This is a genomic window from Streptosporangium sp. NPDC048047 (genome assembly GCF_040653115.1).
Taxonomy (GTDB): Bacteria; Actinomycetota; Actinomycetes; order Streptosporangiales; family Streptosporangiaceae; genus Streptosporangium.
Map to the genome: position 1 here is coordinate 1 of NZ_JBEZNH010000091.1, position 18176 is coordinate 18176.

The 18176-nt window shown below is 70.3% G+C and carries 14 protein-coding genes; 11 read left to right on the forward strand and 3 right to left on the reverse strand.

All coding sequences use genetic code 11. The features are described from left to right. Positions 1–278 precede the first annotated feature (278 nt). A complete protein-coding gene (locus AB0D67_RS37555) occupies positions 279–1889 on the reverse strand; it encodes a cellulose binding domain-containing protein (protein WP_362946738.1) in 1611 nt (536 codons plus the stop codon). Positions 1890–2004: 115 nt separating this feature from the next. Further along, positions 2005–3300, reverse strand: a complete 1296-nt coding sequence (locus AB0D67_RS37560; protein WP_362946741.1) for a cellulose binding domain-containing protein — start codon at positions 3298–3300, stop codon at positions 2005–2007. Positions 3301–4216: 916 nt separating this feature from the next. Between AB0D67_RS37560 and AB0D67_RS37565 the strand changes: the two genes are divergently transcribed. From AB0D67_RS37565 to AB0D67_RS37610, 10 genes are all read left to right on the forward strand, one after another. Then, positions 4217–5290 (forward strand): sugar ABC transporter substrate-binding protein, encoded by a 1074-nt coding sequence (locus AB0D67_RS37565; protein WP_362946744.1) that lies wholly within the window; start codon positions 4217–4219, stop codon positions 5288–5290. A 128-nt stretch (positions 5291–5418) separates the two neighbouring features. Further along, a complete protein-coding gene (locus AB0D67_RS37570; protein WP_362946746.1) occupies positions 5419–6909 on the forward strand; it encodes a sugar ABC transporter ATP-binding protein in 1491 nt (496 codons plus the stop codon). Next, the gene (locus tag AB0D67_RS37575) at positions 6902–7951 is read left to right on the forward strand and encodes an ABC transporter permease (protein WP_362946749.1); all 1050 of its coding nucleotides are present in this window, start codon (positions 6902–6904) and stop codon (positions 7949–7951) included. The genes AB0D67_RS37570 and AB0D67_RS37575 overlap by 8 nt, the downstream gene beginning before the upstream one ends. 142 nt (positions 7952–8093) lie before the next feature. Further along, entirely contained in the window at positions 8094–8543 is a 450-nt protein-coding gene (locus AB0D67_RS37580) for a hypothetical protein (protein ID WP_362946751.1), read from the forward strand. A 123-nt stretch (positions 8544–8666) separates the two neighbouring features. Continuing rightward, entirely contained in the window at positions 8667–10370 is a 1704-nt protein-coding gene (locus tag AB0D67_RS37585) for an NAD(P)/FAD-dependent oxidoreductase (protein WP_362946753.1), read from the forward strand. Between the two features lie 103 nt (positions 10371–10473). Continuing rightward, a complete protein-coding gene (locus AB0D67_RS37590) occupies positions 10474–11514 on the forward strand; it encodes a zinc-binding dehydrogenase (RefSeq protein ID WP_362946756.1) in 1041 nt (346 codons plus the stop codon). Between the two features lie 267 nt (positions 11515–11781). Beyond that, entirely contained in the window at positions 11782–12735 is a 954-nt protein-coding gene (locus AB0D67_RS37595; RefSeq protein ID WP_362946759.1) for an NADP-dependent oxidoreductase, read from the forward strand. 676 nt (positions 12736–13411) lie between these two features. Then, positions 13412–15325: a hypothetical protein gene (locus AB0D67_RS37600; protein ID WP_362946762.1), complete on the forward strand. Its 1914-nt coding sequence runs from the start codon at positions 13412–13414 to the stop codon at positions 15323–15325. Between the two features lie 20 nt (positions 15326–15345). Next, positions 15346–15948 (forward strand): hypothetical protein, encoded by a 603-nt coding sequence (locus AB0D67_RS37605; RefSeq protein WP_362946764.1) that lies wholly within the window; start codon positions 15346–15348, stop codon positions 15946–15948. A gap of 7 nt (positions 15949–15955) precedes the next feature. Beyond that, the gene (locus AB0D67_RS37610) at positions 15956–16258 is read left to right on the forward strand and encodes a hypothetical protein (RefSeq protein WP_362946766.1); all 303 of its coding nucleotides are present in this window, start codon (positions 15956–15958) and stop codon (positions 16256–16258) included. A gap of 42 nt (positions 16259–16300) precedes the next feature. Here AB0D67_RS37610 and AB0D67_RS37615 read toward each other — a convergent pair whose 3' ends face one another. Beyond that, positions 16301–17359 carry a ferritin family protein gene (locus AB0D67_RS37615; protein WP_362946769.1) on the reverse strand — a complete coding sequence of 353 codons (1059 nt, stop codon included), beginning with the start codon at positions 17357–17359 and terminating at the stop codon, positions 16301–16303. A 250-nt stretch (positions 17360–17609) separates the two neighbouring features. Here AB0D67_RS37615 and AB0D67_RS37620 point away from each other — a divergent pair, with 250 nt between their 5' ends. Further along, positions 17610–18170 (forward strand): MaoC family dehydratase, encoded by a 561-nt coding sequence (locus AB0D67_RS37620; RefSeq protein ID WP_362946772.1) that lies wholly within the window; start codon positions 17610–17612, stop codon positions 18168–18170. Positions 18171–18176 lie beyond the last annotated feature (6 nt).

An 18176-nucleotide genomic window follows, 5' to 3' on the forward strand; every position in this document is an offset into this window, starting at 1 on the left:
GCGGCACCGGCACCGCCCTGGACGGCATGGGCAACGCCACCGCCGGATCCACCGTCGGCATGTGGACCCCGAACAACAGCACCAACAACCAGTGGACCATCACCGCGAGCTGACCGCGACCGCCGCGTGACGCGGGCACCGGAGCGCACGCCCCTCCGGTGCCCGCGTCACAGCACCGCCCCGAGAAGGCCGGGCCCTGGGACCAGGACCCGGCCTTCCGCTCGTCACCGTCCGCGCCGGCTCACCGGCCGCCGGAGGTCACCCGCCGTCGCCTCCGGTCACGGGCTCGTGCAGGTCACACCGGTCGGGGCGGCCGAGCCGTCGCCGTTGGCGGTGAAGCCGAACGTCGTCGACCCGTTGCCGGGAACGGCGCCGTTGTAGGGGGCGTTCCTGACGGTCACCGTGCCTCCGGTGCCGGTGTTCACGCCGTTCCACAGGCTCGTGATCGTCTGGCCGCCGGCCAGGGTCATCTTCACGGTCCAGCCGTTGAGCGGGGACGACCCGGGGTTGCCGACGGTCACCTCGCCCTGGAAGCCGGAGCCCCATTCGTTGGTCAGCCGGTACGCCGCCGTGCATCCGCCCGGCGGAGGGGTCACCGTCGGGGTGGCCGTCGGCGTGGCGGTCGGGGTCACCGTGGGCATCGCCGTCGGGGTGGCCGTCGGGCCCGCGCCGCCGCTGACCCGGTACACGACGGTGCCGTGCGCCGGCACACTGGCCGAGATGGAGCCGGTGCTGGTGCTGACGGCGTTCGTCCACGCGTCGCGCAGGGTGAACGACCCGCCCTGCAGACCGATCGCGGACGCGGTGGTGCCGACCGTGGTGGTGCTTCCGCCCTGGTTGAACAGGGCGACCGCGACGTCGCCGTCGGCGAGCCTCTTGGCCAGCACCCGCCGGGTCCCGTCATTGCTGATCTGGCGGGCCTGCAGGCCGAGCGGGTCCTGGTTGATGGCGATCAGGTTCTGGTTCTTCAGGATGGCCGTCGTCGCCGAGTCCATGGAGCGCAGGTCGTTCCCGGCGATCAGGGGCGAGGCCATGATCGCCCAGAGGGCGAAGTGGCTGCGCATCTCGGTGTCGTTCATGCCGCCCCGGCCGACCTCCATCATGTCCGGGTCGTTGAACGCCCCCGGCCGGGCGTACGACGCGAGCGGGACGGTGACGTTGACGATGTTCTGGATGCCCATCGGGTACCCGTTGGTCTGGCCGGTGTCCCACTTGTTGGTGATGTCCTCGGTGGTCCGCCACATGTTGGCGACATCGCCCCAGTCGCGCTGCGGCCCCGTCTTGGCGTGGATGCTGTTGGGGTTGATGCTGTAGACGATCTGCCGCCCGGTCGCCGCCAGCGCGTCGCGCATCTTCGCGAACGTCCGGACCTGGTCGTCGATGGTGCCGCTGGGGGAGCACCAGTCGTACTTCAGGTAGTCCACGCCCCAGGCGGCGAACTGCCTGGCGTCCTGGACCTCGTGGCCCTGGCTGCCGGTCGCGCCCGGGTAGCCGCCGAAGTACTGCGCGCAGGTCTTGTCCACCGGAACCTGGTAGATGCCGAACTTCAGCCCCTTGGCGTGCAGGTAGTCGCCGAGGGCCTTCATCCCGCTGGGGAACCGCGACGGGTTGCCCCGCAGGTTCCCCGCCGAGTCGCGGGCGGGGTCGAACCAGCAGTCGTCGACCACGACGTACCGGTAGCCCAGGTCGCGCAGACCGGAGCTGACGATCGAGTCGGCCATCTGCTTGATCAGTGTCTCGTTGATGTTGCAGCCGAAGGTGTTCCAGCTGTTCCAGCCCATGGGCGGCGTGCGGGCCACGCCGTTCTCCAGGGCGTCGGCCTGGCCCTGCAGGGCGACCAGGCCGCCCGCGAGAACGCCGGCGGCGAGTATGGCTCCTACCTTGCGCAAGGATCCTCCCTGAGGTGAGCGGCGGGGCGTCCGGTGAAAGCGGCCGGACCGCCGCTTCGGATGGAGGGCGGCCGGCGCCGGTGAGTGGCGCCGGCCGCCGCGTGCGGACGACGGGTCAGGGGCTGGTGCAGGTGGCGGTCGGGGTGGCCGCGGCGCCGTTGGCGGTGAAGCCGAAGGTGGTGGAGGCCCCGGCGGCGACGGAACCGTTGTAGGGGGCGTTGCGGACGGTCACCGCGGAGCCGGACACGGTCTGCGTGCCGCTCCACAGGCTGCTGATCGTCTGCCCGCCCGGCCAGGTCCACTGCACGGTCCAGCCGTCGACCGGCGCGCTGCCCGCGCGGACGGTCACCGTCGACTGGAACCCGCCGGGCCAGCTGTTGGTCGTCTCGATCGTCGCCGAGCACGCGCCCCCGATCGGGGAGGTGGTCGGGGACGGGGAGGTTGTCGGGGTGACGCTCGGCGAGGGCGACGAGGTCGGCGGCGTGGTGCTGTCGAACTGGGTGAAGAACTTCCACACCTCCGCGGGGACCCAGGTCCGGGAGCCGCTGTCGCCGGGGGCCCCGTCCTGCGGCGCGGCGATGTGGCCCTCGTCGAACGCGGCCCACACCACCGGGTACCCGGCCCGGCACCCCGAGTAGGTGGTGACCCGGTGCGTCAGGCTGCCCTGCGCCGGCTCGGGCGGGTTCTGGGCGGTGCAGCCGTTGTTCCTGACGAACCTGTCACGCATGGACCGTCCGCCGGAGATGTTGAGCACGCTGTCCCGCAGACCGTGGATCCCCATGTACGCGATGGGCTGGGAGCCGTCGCTGCAGCCGCTGAGCACCCCGCCGGACTGCACCGCGACCGCGCGGAAGACGTTCGCCCTGGCGCAGGCGATCGCGTACGACATGGCGCCGCCGTAGCTGAAGCCGGTGGCGAACAGCTGCGAGGTGTCGACGCAGAGCGAGCCCTCGACCTGACGGACGATGTCGTCGATGAGGGTCAGGTCCTCGCCGTTCGAGTTGCCCCAGCCGTTGTTGAGGCCCTGGGGCGCGACGAAGATCGCGCTGTTGTTCGCCAGGCGCTGGAGCCCGTAGTAGGACCAGACGTCCCGCTGCACGGTCTGGCCCGTGGCGACGTCGGTGGCGGTGCCACCCAGCCAGTGGAGCCCGAAGATCAGCCGGTAGGGGTGGTTGCCGTCGTAGTTGTCGGGGACCCGCAGGATGTAGCTGCGGCTCTTGCCGCCGCTCTGGATCGTGCGCGTGCCGCTCGTCAGCCCGGGGGCCTTGCCGCACCCGGCGGTCGCCGCGAGGGTCCCGGCCGCGCGCATGGGCGTACCACCGATGGCGGCGCTCAGCGCCGGGCCGCTCGCGACGAGGACGGCGAGTGCCGCGATCGCCAGGGCGACGAAGAGGGATCTGCGTTTCGACATCACGTGACTCTCTCTGCCGGCCGGACGCCGGCGTGCGTGGACGGGGGCGGTCACAGAGGGAGGCGCCGGCCGGCCGGGGAGGCGGGCGACGCGGCGCGGAGTGCTGCGGACGTGTTCATTCACGCTCCAGGGGGCGCGGCCGCGGCCGCGCACGGTGGTGACGCCGACCGTGGAGAACCTGGATCGGCCGGCACTGTCATCGGCGTTCGTGAGAATGCGCGGAAGCCGGACCCGGCGAACCCGCGGCCCGGTCCGTACCGGTGCGACGTGGACGGCGTCGTGACCGGGAACCCCTGCCGATCACCACCGACTCCGGCAAGGGGGCCATTGCGGACTCAGTGTGGAAATCTCCACGAAACCTGTCAAGGCCGCTTCGGAAGCGTTTCGACGGAGCGGACGGACCGAGCCTCCCGGCCCACGTCGCCGGGTCGCTCGGATGACGAGGGATTCCATCCCCCTCCGGGGGACGCTCTCCCACGGGCGGTCACCCGCCGGAGACCCGATCGTTGCGAAGTGATTTCGTGAAAATTTCATCCACCGCACCCCGCACATGATCGAGTTCCGCCTGGTGGGAGCGGACGGGGTGCGCGCGGCGGGCCGGGAGGCCGCCGGGAGGGGGGCTCGGGGGCCCTTGACGGGACCGCCTCACGTCGTGTTTGCTCCCCGGCATCACCACCACACACTCCAGCGAAGGAGAACCGGTCTTGCGAATGGTTTGTTAACGCTAACAGCGATGTGAGCACCGTACCGGAGCCGGGCGGGACCACCACCCGCGGTGCGATCCGGTTCCGGCCGTCGGGTTCCGGCCGTCACCGGACGGAGACACCCCGTTTTCCTTGACACGCCTGCCATTCGCGACGCCCACCCGTGGCGCTCCGTGGACCGCGATCGCGGTGACCCACGCATAGGGGAGAAGATGAAACCTGGACGGCTCACACCGGCGGCGGCTCTGGTGATCACGGGGTTCCTGGCCGCGGCATGCGGGGGGAACGACGGTTCCGGCGCCGCCGCAGGAGGGGGCGCTCCGGCGAAGCCGGTCGTCGGCGTCGACTATCCGCGCTCCGACACCGACTTCTGGAACTCCTACATCAGCTACGTGCCGAAGTCCGGTGGTGAGCTGGGAGTGGAGCTGAAGACCACCAACTCCCAGAACGACATCGCCAAGCTGACCTCCAACGTGCAGAGCCTCATCGGCCAGGGCGTGAAGGCCGTGGTGATGGCGCCGCAGGACACCGCGGCGGTCGCCCCCACCCTCCAGCAACTGGAGGGCAAGAAGATCCCCGCCGTGCTGGTGGACACCCGGCCCGACACCGGGAACGCCTACATGGTGGTGCGCGCCGACAACCGCGCCTACGGGGAGAAGGCCTGCCGCTTCCTGGGCGAGAAGCTCGGTGGCAAGGGGAAGGTCGTGATGCTGCAGGGCGACCTGGCCTCCATCAACGGCCGGGACCGCACCGAGGCGTTCAACGACTGCATGAAACAGAACTACCCCGGCATCACGGTCTTCGGTGAGGCCGCGAACTGGGACGGCGCCGTCGCCTCGCAGAAGCTGCAGACGCGCCTGACCGCCAACCCGGACGTCAAGGGCGTCTACATGCAGTCGAGCTTCGCGCTGGCCGGGACCCTTCAGGTGCTCAAGCAGCGCGGGCTGCTGGTCGCGCCCACCGATCCCAAGCACGTCTTCGTGGTCTCCAACGACGGCATCCCGCAGGAGCTGAAGGAGATCGCCGCCGGCAACATCGACGCCACCGTGTCGCAGCCGGCCGACCTGTACGCCAAGTGGGCGCTGTCGTACGCCAAGGCCGCCGCCGAGGGCAAGACCTTCCAGCCGGGCAAGACCGACCACGACAGCACCATCATCCAGGTCCGGCCCGGCCTTCTGGAGGACCAGCTGTCCGCGCCGCTCGTCACCGCCGACGGCGCCGCCTACGGGGAGATCACCAGCCTGAAGCACGACGACACGTCGCTGTGGGGCAACAACCTCGGCTGAAAGGCGGCCCCATGTCGGAGTCCACAGGAGGGACCGTGAGCCGCTCCTCCGCCCGCGGTCACGGGCCGTCCGGTTCGGATTCACCGGTGGCCCAGGCGGAGGGCGTCACCAAAAGTCCAGGTCCGCCGGTGGCTGAGGCGCAGGGCGTCACCAAGAGGTACGGCGAGACGGTGGCGCTGGACGGCGCCCACATCACGATCATGCCGGGCCAGGCCCACGCCCTGGTCGGCCGGAACGGCGCGGGCAAGTCCACGCTGGTGTCCATCCTGACGGGCCTGCAGGCGCCGGATGAGGGAAGAGTGCGGTTCGCAGGAGCGGCCGCGCCGCGCCTGGCGGACCGGGACGCCTGGCGGCGGCGGGTCGCCTGCGTCTACCAGAAGTCCACCATCATCCCCGAGCTGACCGTGGCCGAGAACCTGTACCTCAACCGGCACGAGCGCACCGGACTCGGCCTGATCGGCTGGAAGGGCCTGTGGCGCAAGGCCGCCGAGCTGCTGGAGGCATGGTCGGTGGACGTGGACGTGCGCCGTCCGGCCGGGGAACTGGGGGTCGAGCAGCGCCAGTTCGTGGAGATCGCCCGCGCGCTGTCGTTCGGCGCGCGGTTCATCATCCTGGACGAGCCCACCGCCCAGCTCGACGGCGCCGCGATCTCCCGGCTGTTCACCCGGATGCGCGCGATGCGCGAGCAGGGCGTCACCTTCCTGTTCATCAGCCACCATCTGCAGGAGGTCTACGAGATCTGCGACACCGTCACCGTGTTCCGCGACGCCCGGCACATCCTCACCGCTCCCGTCGAGGACCTGCCCCGGGCGGAGTTGGTCGCGGCGATGACCGGGGAGGCCGCCGGGCTGCGCGAGCGCGAGGCCCGCCCGCCGGTCCCCGCCGGTGAGCCGGTCGTCCTCGACGTGCGGGATCTCACCTCGGGCGGGACCTATGAGCAGGTGAGTCTCCAGGTGCGCGCCGGGGAGATCGTGGGCCTGGCCGGCGCCGAGGGCAGCGGCAAGACCGAGGTCGCCGAGACCGTCGTGGGCCTGCGCGCCCCCGATTCGGGGACGATCGAGGTGGCCGGGCATCGCCCCCGTGCCGGAGACGTGGCCGCGGCCCTGGCCGCGGGGGTGGGGTTCGTGCCCCGTGACCGCCATCACCAGGGCCTGGTCGCGGACATGTCGATCGCCGACAACGCCACCTTGACCGTTCCCGAGCGGCTCGGACCGGCGGGCCTGATCAGCGGCCGGCGCCGGGATGAGCTGGCCCGCGACCTGATCGGCAATCTGGCGATCAAGACGCCCGGCCCCGCCCTGCCCGTTTCGGGATTGTCCGGCGGCAACCAGCAGAAGGTCGTGATGGCCCGCGCCCTGGCCGGCGATCCGCGGCTGCTGGTACTGATCACCCCCACCGCCGGGGTCGATGTGCGCTCCAAGGAGTTCCTGCTCGGCAAGGTCGACGAGGTCGCCGCCGCCGGGACGGGCGTGGTGATCGCCTCCGACGAACTGGACGATCTGCGGCTGTGCGACCGGGTGCTGGTGATGTTCCACGGTCGCATCGTGGCCGAACTGGCCGCCGGCTGGCACGACCACGAGATGGTCGCCGCCATGGAAGGAGTCGACCTCGATGCCTGAGACCACCACCGCCCCCACCGGATCCACCGGGTCCGCGCCGGACGCCCCGGCCGCCGCGGTGTCCGGCCGCCGGCGCCCCGGCCCCGCGCTGGCCCGGTTGCGGGACTTCGCGCTGGTGCCCGCGATCATCGGCATCGCCGTCGTCGGCCAGATCGTCAGCCCGATCTTCCTGCAGGCCGACAACATCATCAACATCCTGCAGACCATGTCGGAGATCTCCCTGCTGGTGCTGGCCCAGACGCTCGTGCTGGTGGCCGGGAAGATGGACCTGTCACTGGAGTCGACGTTCGGCCTGGCGCCCGGCGTGGCCGCCTGGCTGACCGTCGCCGCCGGCGCGGGCCACGGCCTCGGGCTGCTGGACGGCGGCTGGGCGATCCCGGTCACCCTCGCGACGGGTGTGCTGATCGGCGTGGTGAACGCGCTGTTCATCGTCCGCTTCGGCCTCAACGGCTTCGTCGTCACCCTGGGCATGCTCATCGTGCTGCGCGGCCTTTTGACCGGTATCTCCGGCGGGCAGACCTTCTTCAACCTCCCGGCGTCGATGAGCTACCTCGGCTCGGCCCTGTGGCTCGGCGTGCCGGCGTCCATCTGGATCTGCCTGCTGCTGTTCGCCGCCGGGGTCGTGCTGCTGGGCTTCACCCGGTTCGGGCGGGCGTTGTACGCCATCGGCGGCAACCTCGACGCGGCCAGGGCCGCGGGGATCCGTACCACCCGGGTTCTGTGGATCACGCTGATCGGAGCGAGCGCGCTGGCCGCGCTCGGCGGTCTGCTGCTGTCGGGCCGTCTGGCCTCGGTCGCCGCCTCCCAGGGTGATGGCGCGATCTTCACGGTGTTCGCCGCCGCCGTCATCGGCGGCGTCAGTCTCAACGGCGGCAAGGGCACGATGTTCGGCGCGTTCACCGGCATCCTTCTGCTCTACATGATCCAGAACGTCCTGACCCTCGCGGGCGTCCCCGCCCAGTGGATCCAGGCGCTCAACGGAGCGATCATCCTCACCGCCCTCGTCCTCTCCCGCCTCACCGGTGGCAGATCGCAGGAGTGATCTCCCGCCTCGCCGGCGGCGGATCCCAGGGGTGAACCGCGGGGAGAGGAAGCGCGGCCCCTGAACGGGGTCGCACCTTCTCCCATTGCGTTCGCTCCGCCACATCACCGTATGTCCCGACAGGAAAGGACCGGCCCGGCAGATGCCCATCAACACCGACGGAGGTGGGAACACCACCCTCGAACAAGACTGGACCACCGTCGAGAGCACGACCGGCCGTCTCGGGACCCCAGTGGACGCGGCGACCAGCAGCATGTTCGTCTACCACGCGAACGGCAAGGTGGCGGGGCAGGTCTGGTTCAATTCCGGCACGTCGAACCTGTCGAAAGGCCGGAACTCCTTCACGGTGAAAGATTCCTTCTGCGGCGACGGCTGGACGGTGTTCGCCCAGTACAAGAAGAGTTCGTGGAACAACCCCGTCGTGTCCCGGCAGTACACCGACGGCGTGTCCTGCAGCAGCTCGCCCCGCGAGTTCAGTGTGTCCATCGCCGGTGACGTGAGCAGGCAGAAGTTCATCTGGCGCGGTTGCAAGCAGTCCGAGAACGACCTCAAGGTCGAGTGCGAGGACTACGTCGGCGACTACCTGGACTGAGGTTCTCCCACCCCGGGCGGGCGGCGGTCACCGCGTGGCCGTCGCCCGCCGGATGGCGGGCTGAGGGATTTTGATAAGACTGGGGGATAAGTCCGTTGTGGTCTGTCCCCTGGGAGGGCACCGGTGAGCGACACGGTCCCCGAGCGAACCCCCGAACACATCGACGTCCTCATCGTGGGGGCGGGCCTGTCCGGCATCGGCGCCGCCGCCCACCTCCGGCGCGAATGCCCCCGGAAATCCCTCGCGATCCTGGAGTCGAGGGGTGCCATCGGGGGGACGTGGGATCTGTTCCGTTACCCGGGGATCCGCTCGGACTCCGACATGTTCACCCTCGGATACTCCTTCCGGCCCTGGACCGACGCCAGATCCATCGCCGACGGCCCGTCGATCCGCTCCTACGTCGCCGACACCGCCCGCGAGTACGGCCTGGGCCGGCACATCCGCTTCCACCTGCGCGTCACGCACGCGTCCTGGTCGTCGGAGACGGCACGCTGGACGGTCACCGCGGTGCGCACCGGACCCGGCGAACACGGCCCCGGGCACGAAACCGGGCACGGGGCCGAGGACGGTTCCGGGCACGGAACCGGGGGCGGTTCCGGGGCCGGGCACGGGAAGGGTTCCGGAGAGGGCATCGAAGAGGGGGCCGAGGAGGCTTCCGGAGGCGACGCCGGGCGCGGCCCCGAGGACGGTCCCGGCGGTCCGGGTGATTCCGGGGATTCCGGGGAGACGGTGACGCTCACCTGTTCGTTCCTGATGGCCTGCACCGGCTACTACCGCTACGACGAGGGGTACCGCCCCGCCCTCCCCGGCGAGCACGACTTCCGGGGGCCGATCGTGCACCCGCAGCACTGGCCGGACGACCTCGACCACACCGGCCGGCGCGTCGTCGTCATCGGCAGCGGCGCGACCGCGGTGACCCTGGTGCCCGCGCTGGCGGAGAAGGCGGAGCACGTCACGATGCTGCAACGCTCGCCGACCTACGTCGCGGCCGTGCCGTCCCGTGACCGGCTGGCCGACCGGATCCGCCGCCACCTGCCGGCCCGTACGGCCTACCGGATCGTGCGCTGGAAGAACGTGCTGTTCTCCATGGCCGTCTACCGGCTCAGCCGCCGCCGGCCGAAGCTGGTGAAGGCCCTCCTGCGCCGGGGCGCGGCGGTCGCGCTGCCCGCCGGCTTCGACGTCGACACGCATTTCGCGCCGTCCTACGACCCGTGGGACCAGCGGCTGTGCGCCGTACCCGACGGCGACCTGTTCCGCGCGGTCCGGGAGGGCCGGGCCGACGTCGTCACCGACCACATCGAGCGTCTCACCCCCGACGGCGTCACGCTCCGCTCCGGCCGGCGCCTTCCCGCCGACATCGTCGTGACCGCGACCGGGCTCAACCTGCTGGCGATCGGCGGCATGCGCCTGAGCGTCGACGGCCGGGACGTCGAACTGCCGCGGACCCTCGCCTACAAGGGCATGATGTTGTCGGGTGTGCCGAACTTCTCCCTCACCGTCGGCTACACCAACGCCTCCTGGACGCTCAAGGCCGACCTGGTCTCCCGCTACGTGTGCCGGTTGCTCAGGCACATGGACGCGCACGGGCACCGGGCCGTCACCCCGGTCGCCCCCGACCTGGAGGATCGGGACGCCCTCGCACCGCTGATCGACCTGAAATCCGGGTACGTGCTGCGAAGCGCCGGTCTGCTACCCAGGCAGGGCCCCGAGGCGCCGTGGCGGCTGTACCAGAACTACCTCCGCGACGTGCGCCTGATGCGGAGCGGTCCGGTCACCGACGGCGTCCGCTTCACCGGTGCCGTCCGCCGCCCCCGCGACCTGCCGTGACCGTCATCCGCCGTGACCACCCGCCGTGACCATCGGTCGTGATCGTCGCCCATCGCTTCACAGCCTCATCGCCGAGAAACCGAGGTTCACCACTGTGCGTACCATGCTCGCCGGACGACTCCACCTGGACACCGACCCCCGGACGTTCGCGGTGGAGGAGGTCCCCGTTCCCGTCCCCGGCCCGGGGGAGGTGCTCATCGAGGTCAGGGCGGCCGGGGTCTGCCTGTCCGACGTCCACCTGATCGACGGCAGCCTCAGGCCCCTGCGCCTCTCCGACGCGGTCACCCTCGGCCACGAGGTCGCCGGGGTCGTCCACGGTCTCGGCCCGGACGTCGCCGGGGACTGGGCCCCCGGTGCACGCGTCGCCCTGCAGGCCGGGCAGTCCTGCGGCCGGTGCGCCGACTGCGTGCGTCGGCGCCCGTGCCGTCTGCCGCTCACCCGGGGCGTGGATTACGACGGGGGATGGGCCCAGTACACGCTCGCCCGCGAGGACACACTCGTCGCGATCCCCGACGCGCTGCCGTTCGACCAGGCGGCCATCATCCCCGACGCGGTCTCCACCCCTTACGCCGCCGTCGTGCAGACCGGGCAGGTCCGCCCGGCCCAGGCCGTCGGTGTCTGGGGCGCGGGCGGCCTGGGCGCGCACGGCGTCCGGATCGCCCGGCTGGCCGGGGCGGCGCCCGTCATCGCCGTCGATCCGCTGCCCGGCGCCCGCGAGCGCGCACTCGCCTTCGGCGCCGACCTGGCCCTCGACCCCGCCGACCCCGGCTTCGCCGCCGCGGTGAGGGAGGCCACCGGCGGGCGCGGCCTGGAGGCGGCGTTCGACTTCGCCGGCGTCCCGGCGGTCCGGGAGCAGGCCGCCACGGTCCTGGGCCCCGGCGGCGTCCTCGTCCTGGCCGGGCTCACCCCGCAGCCGCTCACCGTCACCGACGGCACGCGGTTCAGCTACCGCCAGAACCAGATCCGCGGCCACTACGGCTCCTCTCCCGAGCACGTCGAGCAGCTCGTACGGCTGGCCGCCACCGGCCGCCTCGATCTGGCGCCCTCCATCACCGCCCACATCCCGCTGGCCGACGCCGCCGACGCCGTCGCCCGCCTGGAGAGCAAGACGGGCGACCCGATCCGCCTCGTCCTCGTGCCGTAGGACACGGCGGCCGGCCGTACGTTCCGGGCCGCCGACGGGGAAGGGAGAGGAGCGGTCGGCCGTACGTTCCGGGCGCGGGCAGGGAAGGGCGAGGGGCGGCCGGCGGGCCGGAGGCGGAACCCGCGCGATCGTCATCGGCGGGACCGTACGGCGCGGTCGTGTGCGGAGCCTCACAGTTTGTGATCGACTGCCTGGGTATCCTGCGCTCATCGGTGAGGCGCCGCGGGACGAACCGCGTCGGCGGCGGCCTCCCAGGGAAGGGGAGCGATGTCCGGGGGCGGAGACACGAGCGCCGGCGACACCATGCGGGCGATGGCGTACGACGCCTACGGCGACACCGGGGTCCTGGCTCCGGCTCGCCTGCCGCGTCCCAAGGTCGGGCCCGGCGAGGTCCTGGTACGGGTGCGCTGCGCCGCGGTCAACCCGGTCGACTGGAAGCTCATGTCCGGCGGTCTCGACGCCCTGATGGACACCGTCTTCCCCGTCGTCCCGGGATGGGACGTCGCCGGCGTCGTCGAGCAGGTGGGCATCGACACCCCCGAGTTCGCAGTGGGCGACGAGGTCATCGCCTACGCCCGCAAGGACTACGTCCACGGCGGCACCTTCGCCGAGCTGGTCACCGTGCCCGTGCGCGCGCTCGCGCGCAAGCCCGCCTCGCTGACGTGGGAGGAGGCCGCCGGGCTGCCGCTCGCCGGTCTCACCGCCTACCAGCTGCTGACCCGGCTCGGCACCGGCGAGGGTGACACCGTGCTGATCCACAACGCGGCGGGAGGCGTCGGCACGCTGGGCGTGCAGATCGCGGCCGCCCTGGGCGCCCGCGTGATCGGCACGGCCTCCCCGGCGAACCACGACCGGCTGCGCGCCCTGGGCGCCGAGCCGGTGGCGTACGGCGAGGGCCTGGCGGAACGGGTCCGCTCCCTCGCCCCGGAGGGCGTCGACGTGGTCGCGGACTTCGTGGGCGGCGTCCTGGACGACACCCTGGCGGTGCTCGCCGACGGCGGGCGGCACGCCTCGATCGCGGACGACTCCGTCGTCGCCGCCGGCGGGCAGTGGATGTGGGTGCGCCCCAGCGGTCCCGACCTGACCACCCTCGGGGAACTCGCCGACGCGGGAAGGCTCACCGTTCCGGTGGCGCGCACGTTCGCCCTGGAGGAACTGGGCGAGGCGTTCGAGCTGAGCCGATCCGGCCACGTCCACGGCAAGCTCGTCGTGCGGATCTGACGGGAGTCATGGGAGCGCGGCGGCGGACCGGGAGAGCGTGATGGGGGAGCGGGCGGCGTGACGGGGGAGCGGGCGAGCGCGCCGGGGGAGAGGTCCGCCGCCTCTCCGACCGGTTGATCGCCGTCCGCCCCTTTCCTCTGGTCCTCTGGAACGCGAACAGGATGCCGGGCACCGTACGACCCGCTTTTCTGGACGGTCCTATCCCCGGGGAACATCGCGGTGGCAAATGATCCGTATTACCGAGGCCGGAAACCAGCGAACCTCTCCCGGAGGGAGGAAGAGGGAGAAAACCCCGGACCATAATGCTCTCCGGAACGGTTTCACCACTCCGTGGACCACCGAAATCCACCGGTGATCTTTACGGGCCGATAGATTGAAATTAATCTTGTCGCCGGAGTTGCCGCTTTCCACGGACCGAGCCGGAGCCCAGGCCCCCATGACCCACCCATCGCCCAGCCCGTCCCCGCCGGCCGCCCCCGCTCCGGCGTCCGGTTCCCCCTCCGCGCCCAGGCTCTCATCGGTGCCGAGCCCCTCGTCGCAACCCAGCCCGTCGGCTGTGCCGCAGCCGTCTCCGACCGCCTCCGGGACGGGCGGGAGCCGGACCCCGGCCCATCCCCAGCCCACCCAGCCCCCGCCCTCGGTGAGCGGCGAGTACTCCGGGATCGACCCCGCGGCGATGGACGGCTTCGAGCGGGGCCTCGGCCGCGCGGAGGACGCACTCGGCCGGAACGAACCGCGCATCCGACGCGCCCTGGAACGCCTCGACCTGGACACCTCGGGGCTGGGCGCCCTGCGCGAGGTGCGGAGCTGGATCGAGGGCAGCCGGCCCGACCTGCGGCGCCGAAGCGAGACGATCCGCAAGGAGCAGACCGGCTGGGGGGCCTCCTCCGGCGGCGTCCCGGACGGCCCCGTCGCCTTCGACGAGGCCCTGTACGGCAAGGCCGCCCGTGACCCGGACGTCTACGCCGCGACCACCAGGCTGGCCGAGGCCGCGAAGAGCGGCGAGATCGACGGGAAGACCCTGGCGGAGCTGGAGAAGCGGCCCGGGGACGCGACGTTCGCCACGGCGCTGATGAACGCACTGGGTGCGACCCGCTTCCGCAAGCTGATGACGGACACCGTGGGACCGGGGCGGGAGAACGACAAGCAGGCGAAACGGCTGCAGACGGCTCTCGGCAGGACACTCGGCACGGCCGGCTCGAAGCTCGGCGGGGCATGGTACGACGAGCTCACCTCCGACCTCGACCCGGCGGGGAAGGCCGGCCATACCGGCTGGAAGAGGGGCTACGCGGCCGTGCTGGCGCTCAAGCACGGCACCTTCAGCAGTGCCTTCCTGCTGACGATCGCGAAGAAGATCGACGCATGCGACCGGCAGGCGCCCCTGCACCCGAACGTCATGGCGGACCTCATGAGGGCGCTCGGCCGCGACCCGGCGGCGGCCCAGGACTTCTTCGTGAGCGACCCCTCCGCGCTGAAGCACTACCTGACCGAGCGGCCCCTGGGCGACGGCGGCGAGGCGCTGGGCAAGGCACTGGAAGCGGCCACGCTCACCTTCCGCGACCACGACGGCTCGCCGGACAAGCCCTCACGCGGCTACCTGTCGGCCAAGCTGGCCTCGGAGTTCGTCCACCTGGAGGCGGGGCGGATCACCGAGGGCGACGATTCGCTCGTGAAACCGGTGAGCACGGGGCGGATTTTGGCGGGGTACATCGGCGATGTCGATGACGTTGCTTGGGAAGGCAGCTATGCCACCGTCCCGGGAGTCCGAGGGGTCGATTATTCCTACATACCAGGACGGGATCCTTGGGGTGCCCAGTTCAACAGGGAAGAGTTGCGCAGGGTGATGAAAGAGGCTTTTGCTGATTCTGGAGCATTTTCGCCTGTCATAGCTGCCCAGACAGGGTTTTCCCGATGGCTTATAGATCACGGGGCGGCTCAGATCGCCAATGGGCGTGGCAGTGACACACTGCTGGGCAATGCGGAGCAGATCGGGGCGGGATTTGGAATCATCGCCGATGCGGCAGGACTTGCTAAAATCGATAAAGGTAAGGACCTGGATGAGGCGCAGAAGCTCAATGCGAAAATCCTCGCTGCCGCTGTCGATACCGGGCTTGCCTTTCCACAGAAGGCGGCCTGGCCGATTGTGACCGGAGTCATCACGTCGTGGACGGGCATGCTCGAGGAGGCCGTAAAGGGAAATGCCGAGTCCAGGGCTCGAAGTGATGCCAACGCCACCGTCGAGCAGACCCGGATTCTTTTACATGATCTTACTGTTCAGGCAATGCTGAAACATGGCCTTTTCGGATCGGTGGATCCTCCCGGGAAGAACCATCCCTGGGCTTCGCTGGAAGGATTGAAGAAGGGGGACAGCCCTCTTGAAAATCCAAACAATTTTCTCAATGAGGATGGTCGTACGCTCATGTCCAAAGATGAGATGATCAATAAATCCGCTGCAGGGGGCGCTGGAGATGATCAGCGGTTCGGGGCGTACAGGAGGTGGCTCCGCGAGGGGTCGGGGGAGGTATGGAGGGGCGTCAAGGGTCCTCTCGACCAGGCGTTCTCCGAGTCTTTCGGCCAATATGAATCATGACGAAAAAAATATTTACTCTGATGATCGAAATGGTAATCATTTCGGCGTTTCTATCGGCCTGCAAAGACGATCTCGAGGAGGCCGATCGCAGCCCGTTGCCGGCGGCTGCTGCTCCGCCATATGTTTGTGAGCATATTCCATTAAGAGCAGTAGAGCTCATGACCGGGACGCGTGATCCGCTTGCTCGTGGCCACTTCGACCTAACTCCGGCCGAAGGATCTGGTAGAGGAAGTTGTGCGATCTATGAACGATCCGGTGACCGGTTGAAGCTTCTTCGAGTTTTTCTCACACCGGCAGGGGAACCGGGGAGGGTTCAGGAGCAGCTTGAGGACGGTGCCTCTCCCGCGCCGGAAATCGTTCCTGGATCCATCGGCTTTTACTTCAAGGACAAGAACAGCACAAGAAACGCGGCGTATGCCACTCTTGTTCGAGGGAAGGCAGAACTCAGTATCCAGCTGGACATAGGAGTCAAGGGGCGGGACAACGCCGCCGATGTGCTCGCGCTCATGAAGCTCATCGCGCCGAAGCTCATCACCGACGCCAGCGCCCCCTCCGCGAAGCCCGTGTCCACCGAGTCCCCCTCTCCGAAGGGCAAGGACTCCGCCTCCCCGAAGGGGGACTGACCGGATCATGGCCGAGATGGTGCCCAACCCGCTCCACGAGGCGCTGGGGGAGACCCTGCGGACGGTCGAGCCGCTGGTTCAGGAGATCGAGAACAGTCTCGACGCGCCCTGCCGGGAGTTCCATTCCGGCAAGGTGTGGACCGGGCCGGTCGCCAAGCGGTTCGACGCCGAGCTCGCCTCTCATCACGCCCGCGTCCGCGGCTCGGGGGACAGGGTCCTCGCCGACCTCCGCCAGGCTCTGGCCCGCACACCGCGTCAGGTGACCGAGGAGGAGGCTCAGGCGATCAGGAGCAGGTACGGCCTGCCCTGAGACCCCCTCTAAAAGCTGTGGGACCCGCTCTGAGGACCGGCGTCACCCGCCGGGCGGGCAGCTCGCGCCGAGCCTGGACAGGGCGTCCTTGAACTCCCGGGCGTGTTTCAGCTCGTCGCGGGCGATCTCGGAGAACCGTTCCGCCGCCGCCTGGTCTCCGGCCGCGGTGGCCTTCCGGGCGTAGCCGGGGTACATGCCGGTTCCCTCCTGGGTCTCCCCGGCGGCCGATTCGCACAGGTTGGCCGCGGTGGAGCGGACCAGCCCGGCGAGCTTCGCCTCCTCGGCGAAGTGTTCGGTGAGCTCGATCTGTGCGATGTGCTCGAACAGCATGGCCAGCCTGGGGTGGCCGTTCGCCCGGGCGTGCTCGGCGTACAGGCCGTATCTGGCGTGGGCGAGCGCCTCGCCGCGCATCGCGGTCCGCAGGTTCTCCAGCGTCCGCGCCGACACCTGGGGCGGCCCCTCGGGGATGCTCACCGGCCGGGCGACCGGACCGGCGGGGACGGACACCCCGGACGACGGGTTCGAGAGGGCCCGCAGTGCCCGGGTGAACCGGGAGCGGTGGTCGGCCTCGTCCCCGGCGATCTCGGAGAAGAGCTTCGCCGCGTTCGGGTCGCCGGCGGCCCGGGCCTGGGCGGCGAACCCGGGGTACATCGTCCTCGCCTCGTAGGTCTCCCCCGAGATGGCGGTGCGCAGGTTGGCGGTGTCGTCGCCGATGAGCCCGGCGAGCTTGGCCTGCTCGGCGAGGTGCTCGCGCAGTTCGACGCGGGCGATGCGCTCGTACAGCTCCTGGACGTCCGGCAGGTCCTCCCGGCCGGCCTGCGCGGCGTAGGCGCGGTACTTCGCGTAGGCGAACGCCTCACCCTGTATCGCGTTCATCAGGTCGTCCCGGGTCGAAGCCGAGACGCCGCCCGCTCCGGGATCGCCGCCGCCCCCGGGGCCGCCGCCCGCTCCGGGATCGCCGTCTCCGAGACCGCCGCCCGCCGCGCCGGTGACCGGCCCGGACGGCAGCGCCGCCGCGCCGGCGACGGGCCCGGCCAGCAGTGCCGTCGCGCCGAGGGCGGCGGCCCCCGCCGTCCGCCATGCCCGAACCCGCTCTCCCATGTGACATCCTCCGTCGAGTCTCCGGTGCGGGACACGGCCGCGTCGCCTCCCGCCGGGCGGCCGGGTGGTCCGGTCGCGCGCCGTCACCATATTTGACTACCCTGTGTCACATTATAATCACCATAAGTGAGAAAAGAGTCTTCGGGATGGGTTCCGTCCTCCCGGAAGGGCGGCGCGGGAGCGTTGACCGCCGGAACAGGCGATCATTAGTGTGATGGCCTGACGCCCGCCGAGCCTCGGGGAGCCGCCCGTGACCGTGCACGAGGCCCGCATCGGCCGCTACTACGAGGACTTCGTGGTCGGGGACGTCTACCAGCACCCGCTCGGCCGCACGATCAGCGAGGCCGACAACACGTGGTTCAGCCTCCTGACGATGAACACCAACCAGAACCACTTCAACGCCCACTTCGCCGAGCGCGCCCCCTACGGCAGGATCATCGCCAACTCCGGGTTCACCGTGGCCGTCGTGCTCGGCCTGTCGGTCATCGACGTGAGCCAGACCGCGATCATGAACCTCGGGTGGGAGGAGATCAGGCTCAGCCACCCGGTCTTCGTCGGCGACACGGTCTACGCCGAGTCGGTCGTCCTGGACAAGCGCGAGTCGGCCTCCCGCCCCTACGCCGGCATCGTCACCTGCCGCACCCGGGGGCTCAACCAGGACGGTGACGAGATCATGTCGTGGCGGCGGACCGTCATGGTCTACAAACGCGACGCGCCGCACGACAAGGGCTACTTCCCACGGGCCAAGAACGGGCCGCACGGCCTAATACTCCAGCATCACTTTGTGACCTCTGGCTGTCTTCGCCGATAGTGGCTG

Bases quoted from the DNA above. Each gene is read 5' to 3' on its own strand.
- AB0D67_RS37610 (WP_362946766.1), top strand. From the start codon at position 15,956: ATGGCCGAGATGGTGCCCAACCCGCTCCACGAGGCGCTGGGGGAGACC.
- AB0D67_RS37560 (WP_362946741.1), bottom strand. From the start codon at position 3,300: ATGTCGAAACGCAGATCCCTCTTCGTCGCCCTGGCGATCGCGGCACTC.
- AB0D67_RS37615 (WP_362946769.1), bottom strand. From the start codon at position 17,359: ATGGGAGAGCGGGTTCGGGCATGGCGGACGGCGGGGGCCGCCGCCCTC.
- AB0D67_RS37575 (WP_362946749.1), top strand. From the start codon at position 6,902: ATGCCTGAGACCACCACCGCCCCCACCGGATCCACCGGGTCCGCGCCG.
- AB0D67_RS37565 (WP_362946744.1), top strand. From the start codon at position 4,217: ATGAAACCTGGACGGCTCACACCGGCGGCGGCTCTGGTGATCACGGGG.
- AB0D67_RS37605 (WP_362946764.1), top strand. From the start codon at position 15,346: ATGATCGAAATGGTAATCATTTCGGCGTTTCTATCGGCCTGCAAAGAC.
- AB0D67_RS37590 (WP_362946756.1), top strand. From the start codon at position 10,474: ATGCTCGCCGGACGACTCCACCTGGACACCGACCCCCGGACGTTCGCG.
- AB0D67_RS37595 (WP_362946759.1), top strand. From the start codon at position 11,782: ATGTCCGGGGGCGGAGACACGAGCGCCGGCGACACCATGCGGGCGATG.
- AB0D67_RS37600 (WP_362946762.1), top strand. From the start codon at position 13,412: ATGGACGGCTTCGAGCGGGGCCTCGGCCGCGCGGAGGACGCACTCGGC.
- AB0D67_RS37580 (WP_362946751.1), top strand. From the start codon at position 8,094: ATGCCCATCAACACCGACGGAGGTGGGAACACCACCCTCGAACAAGAC.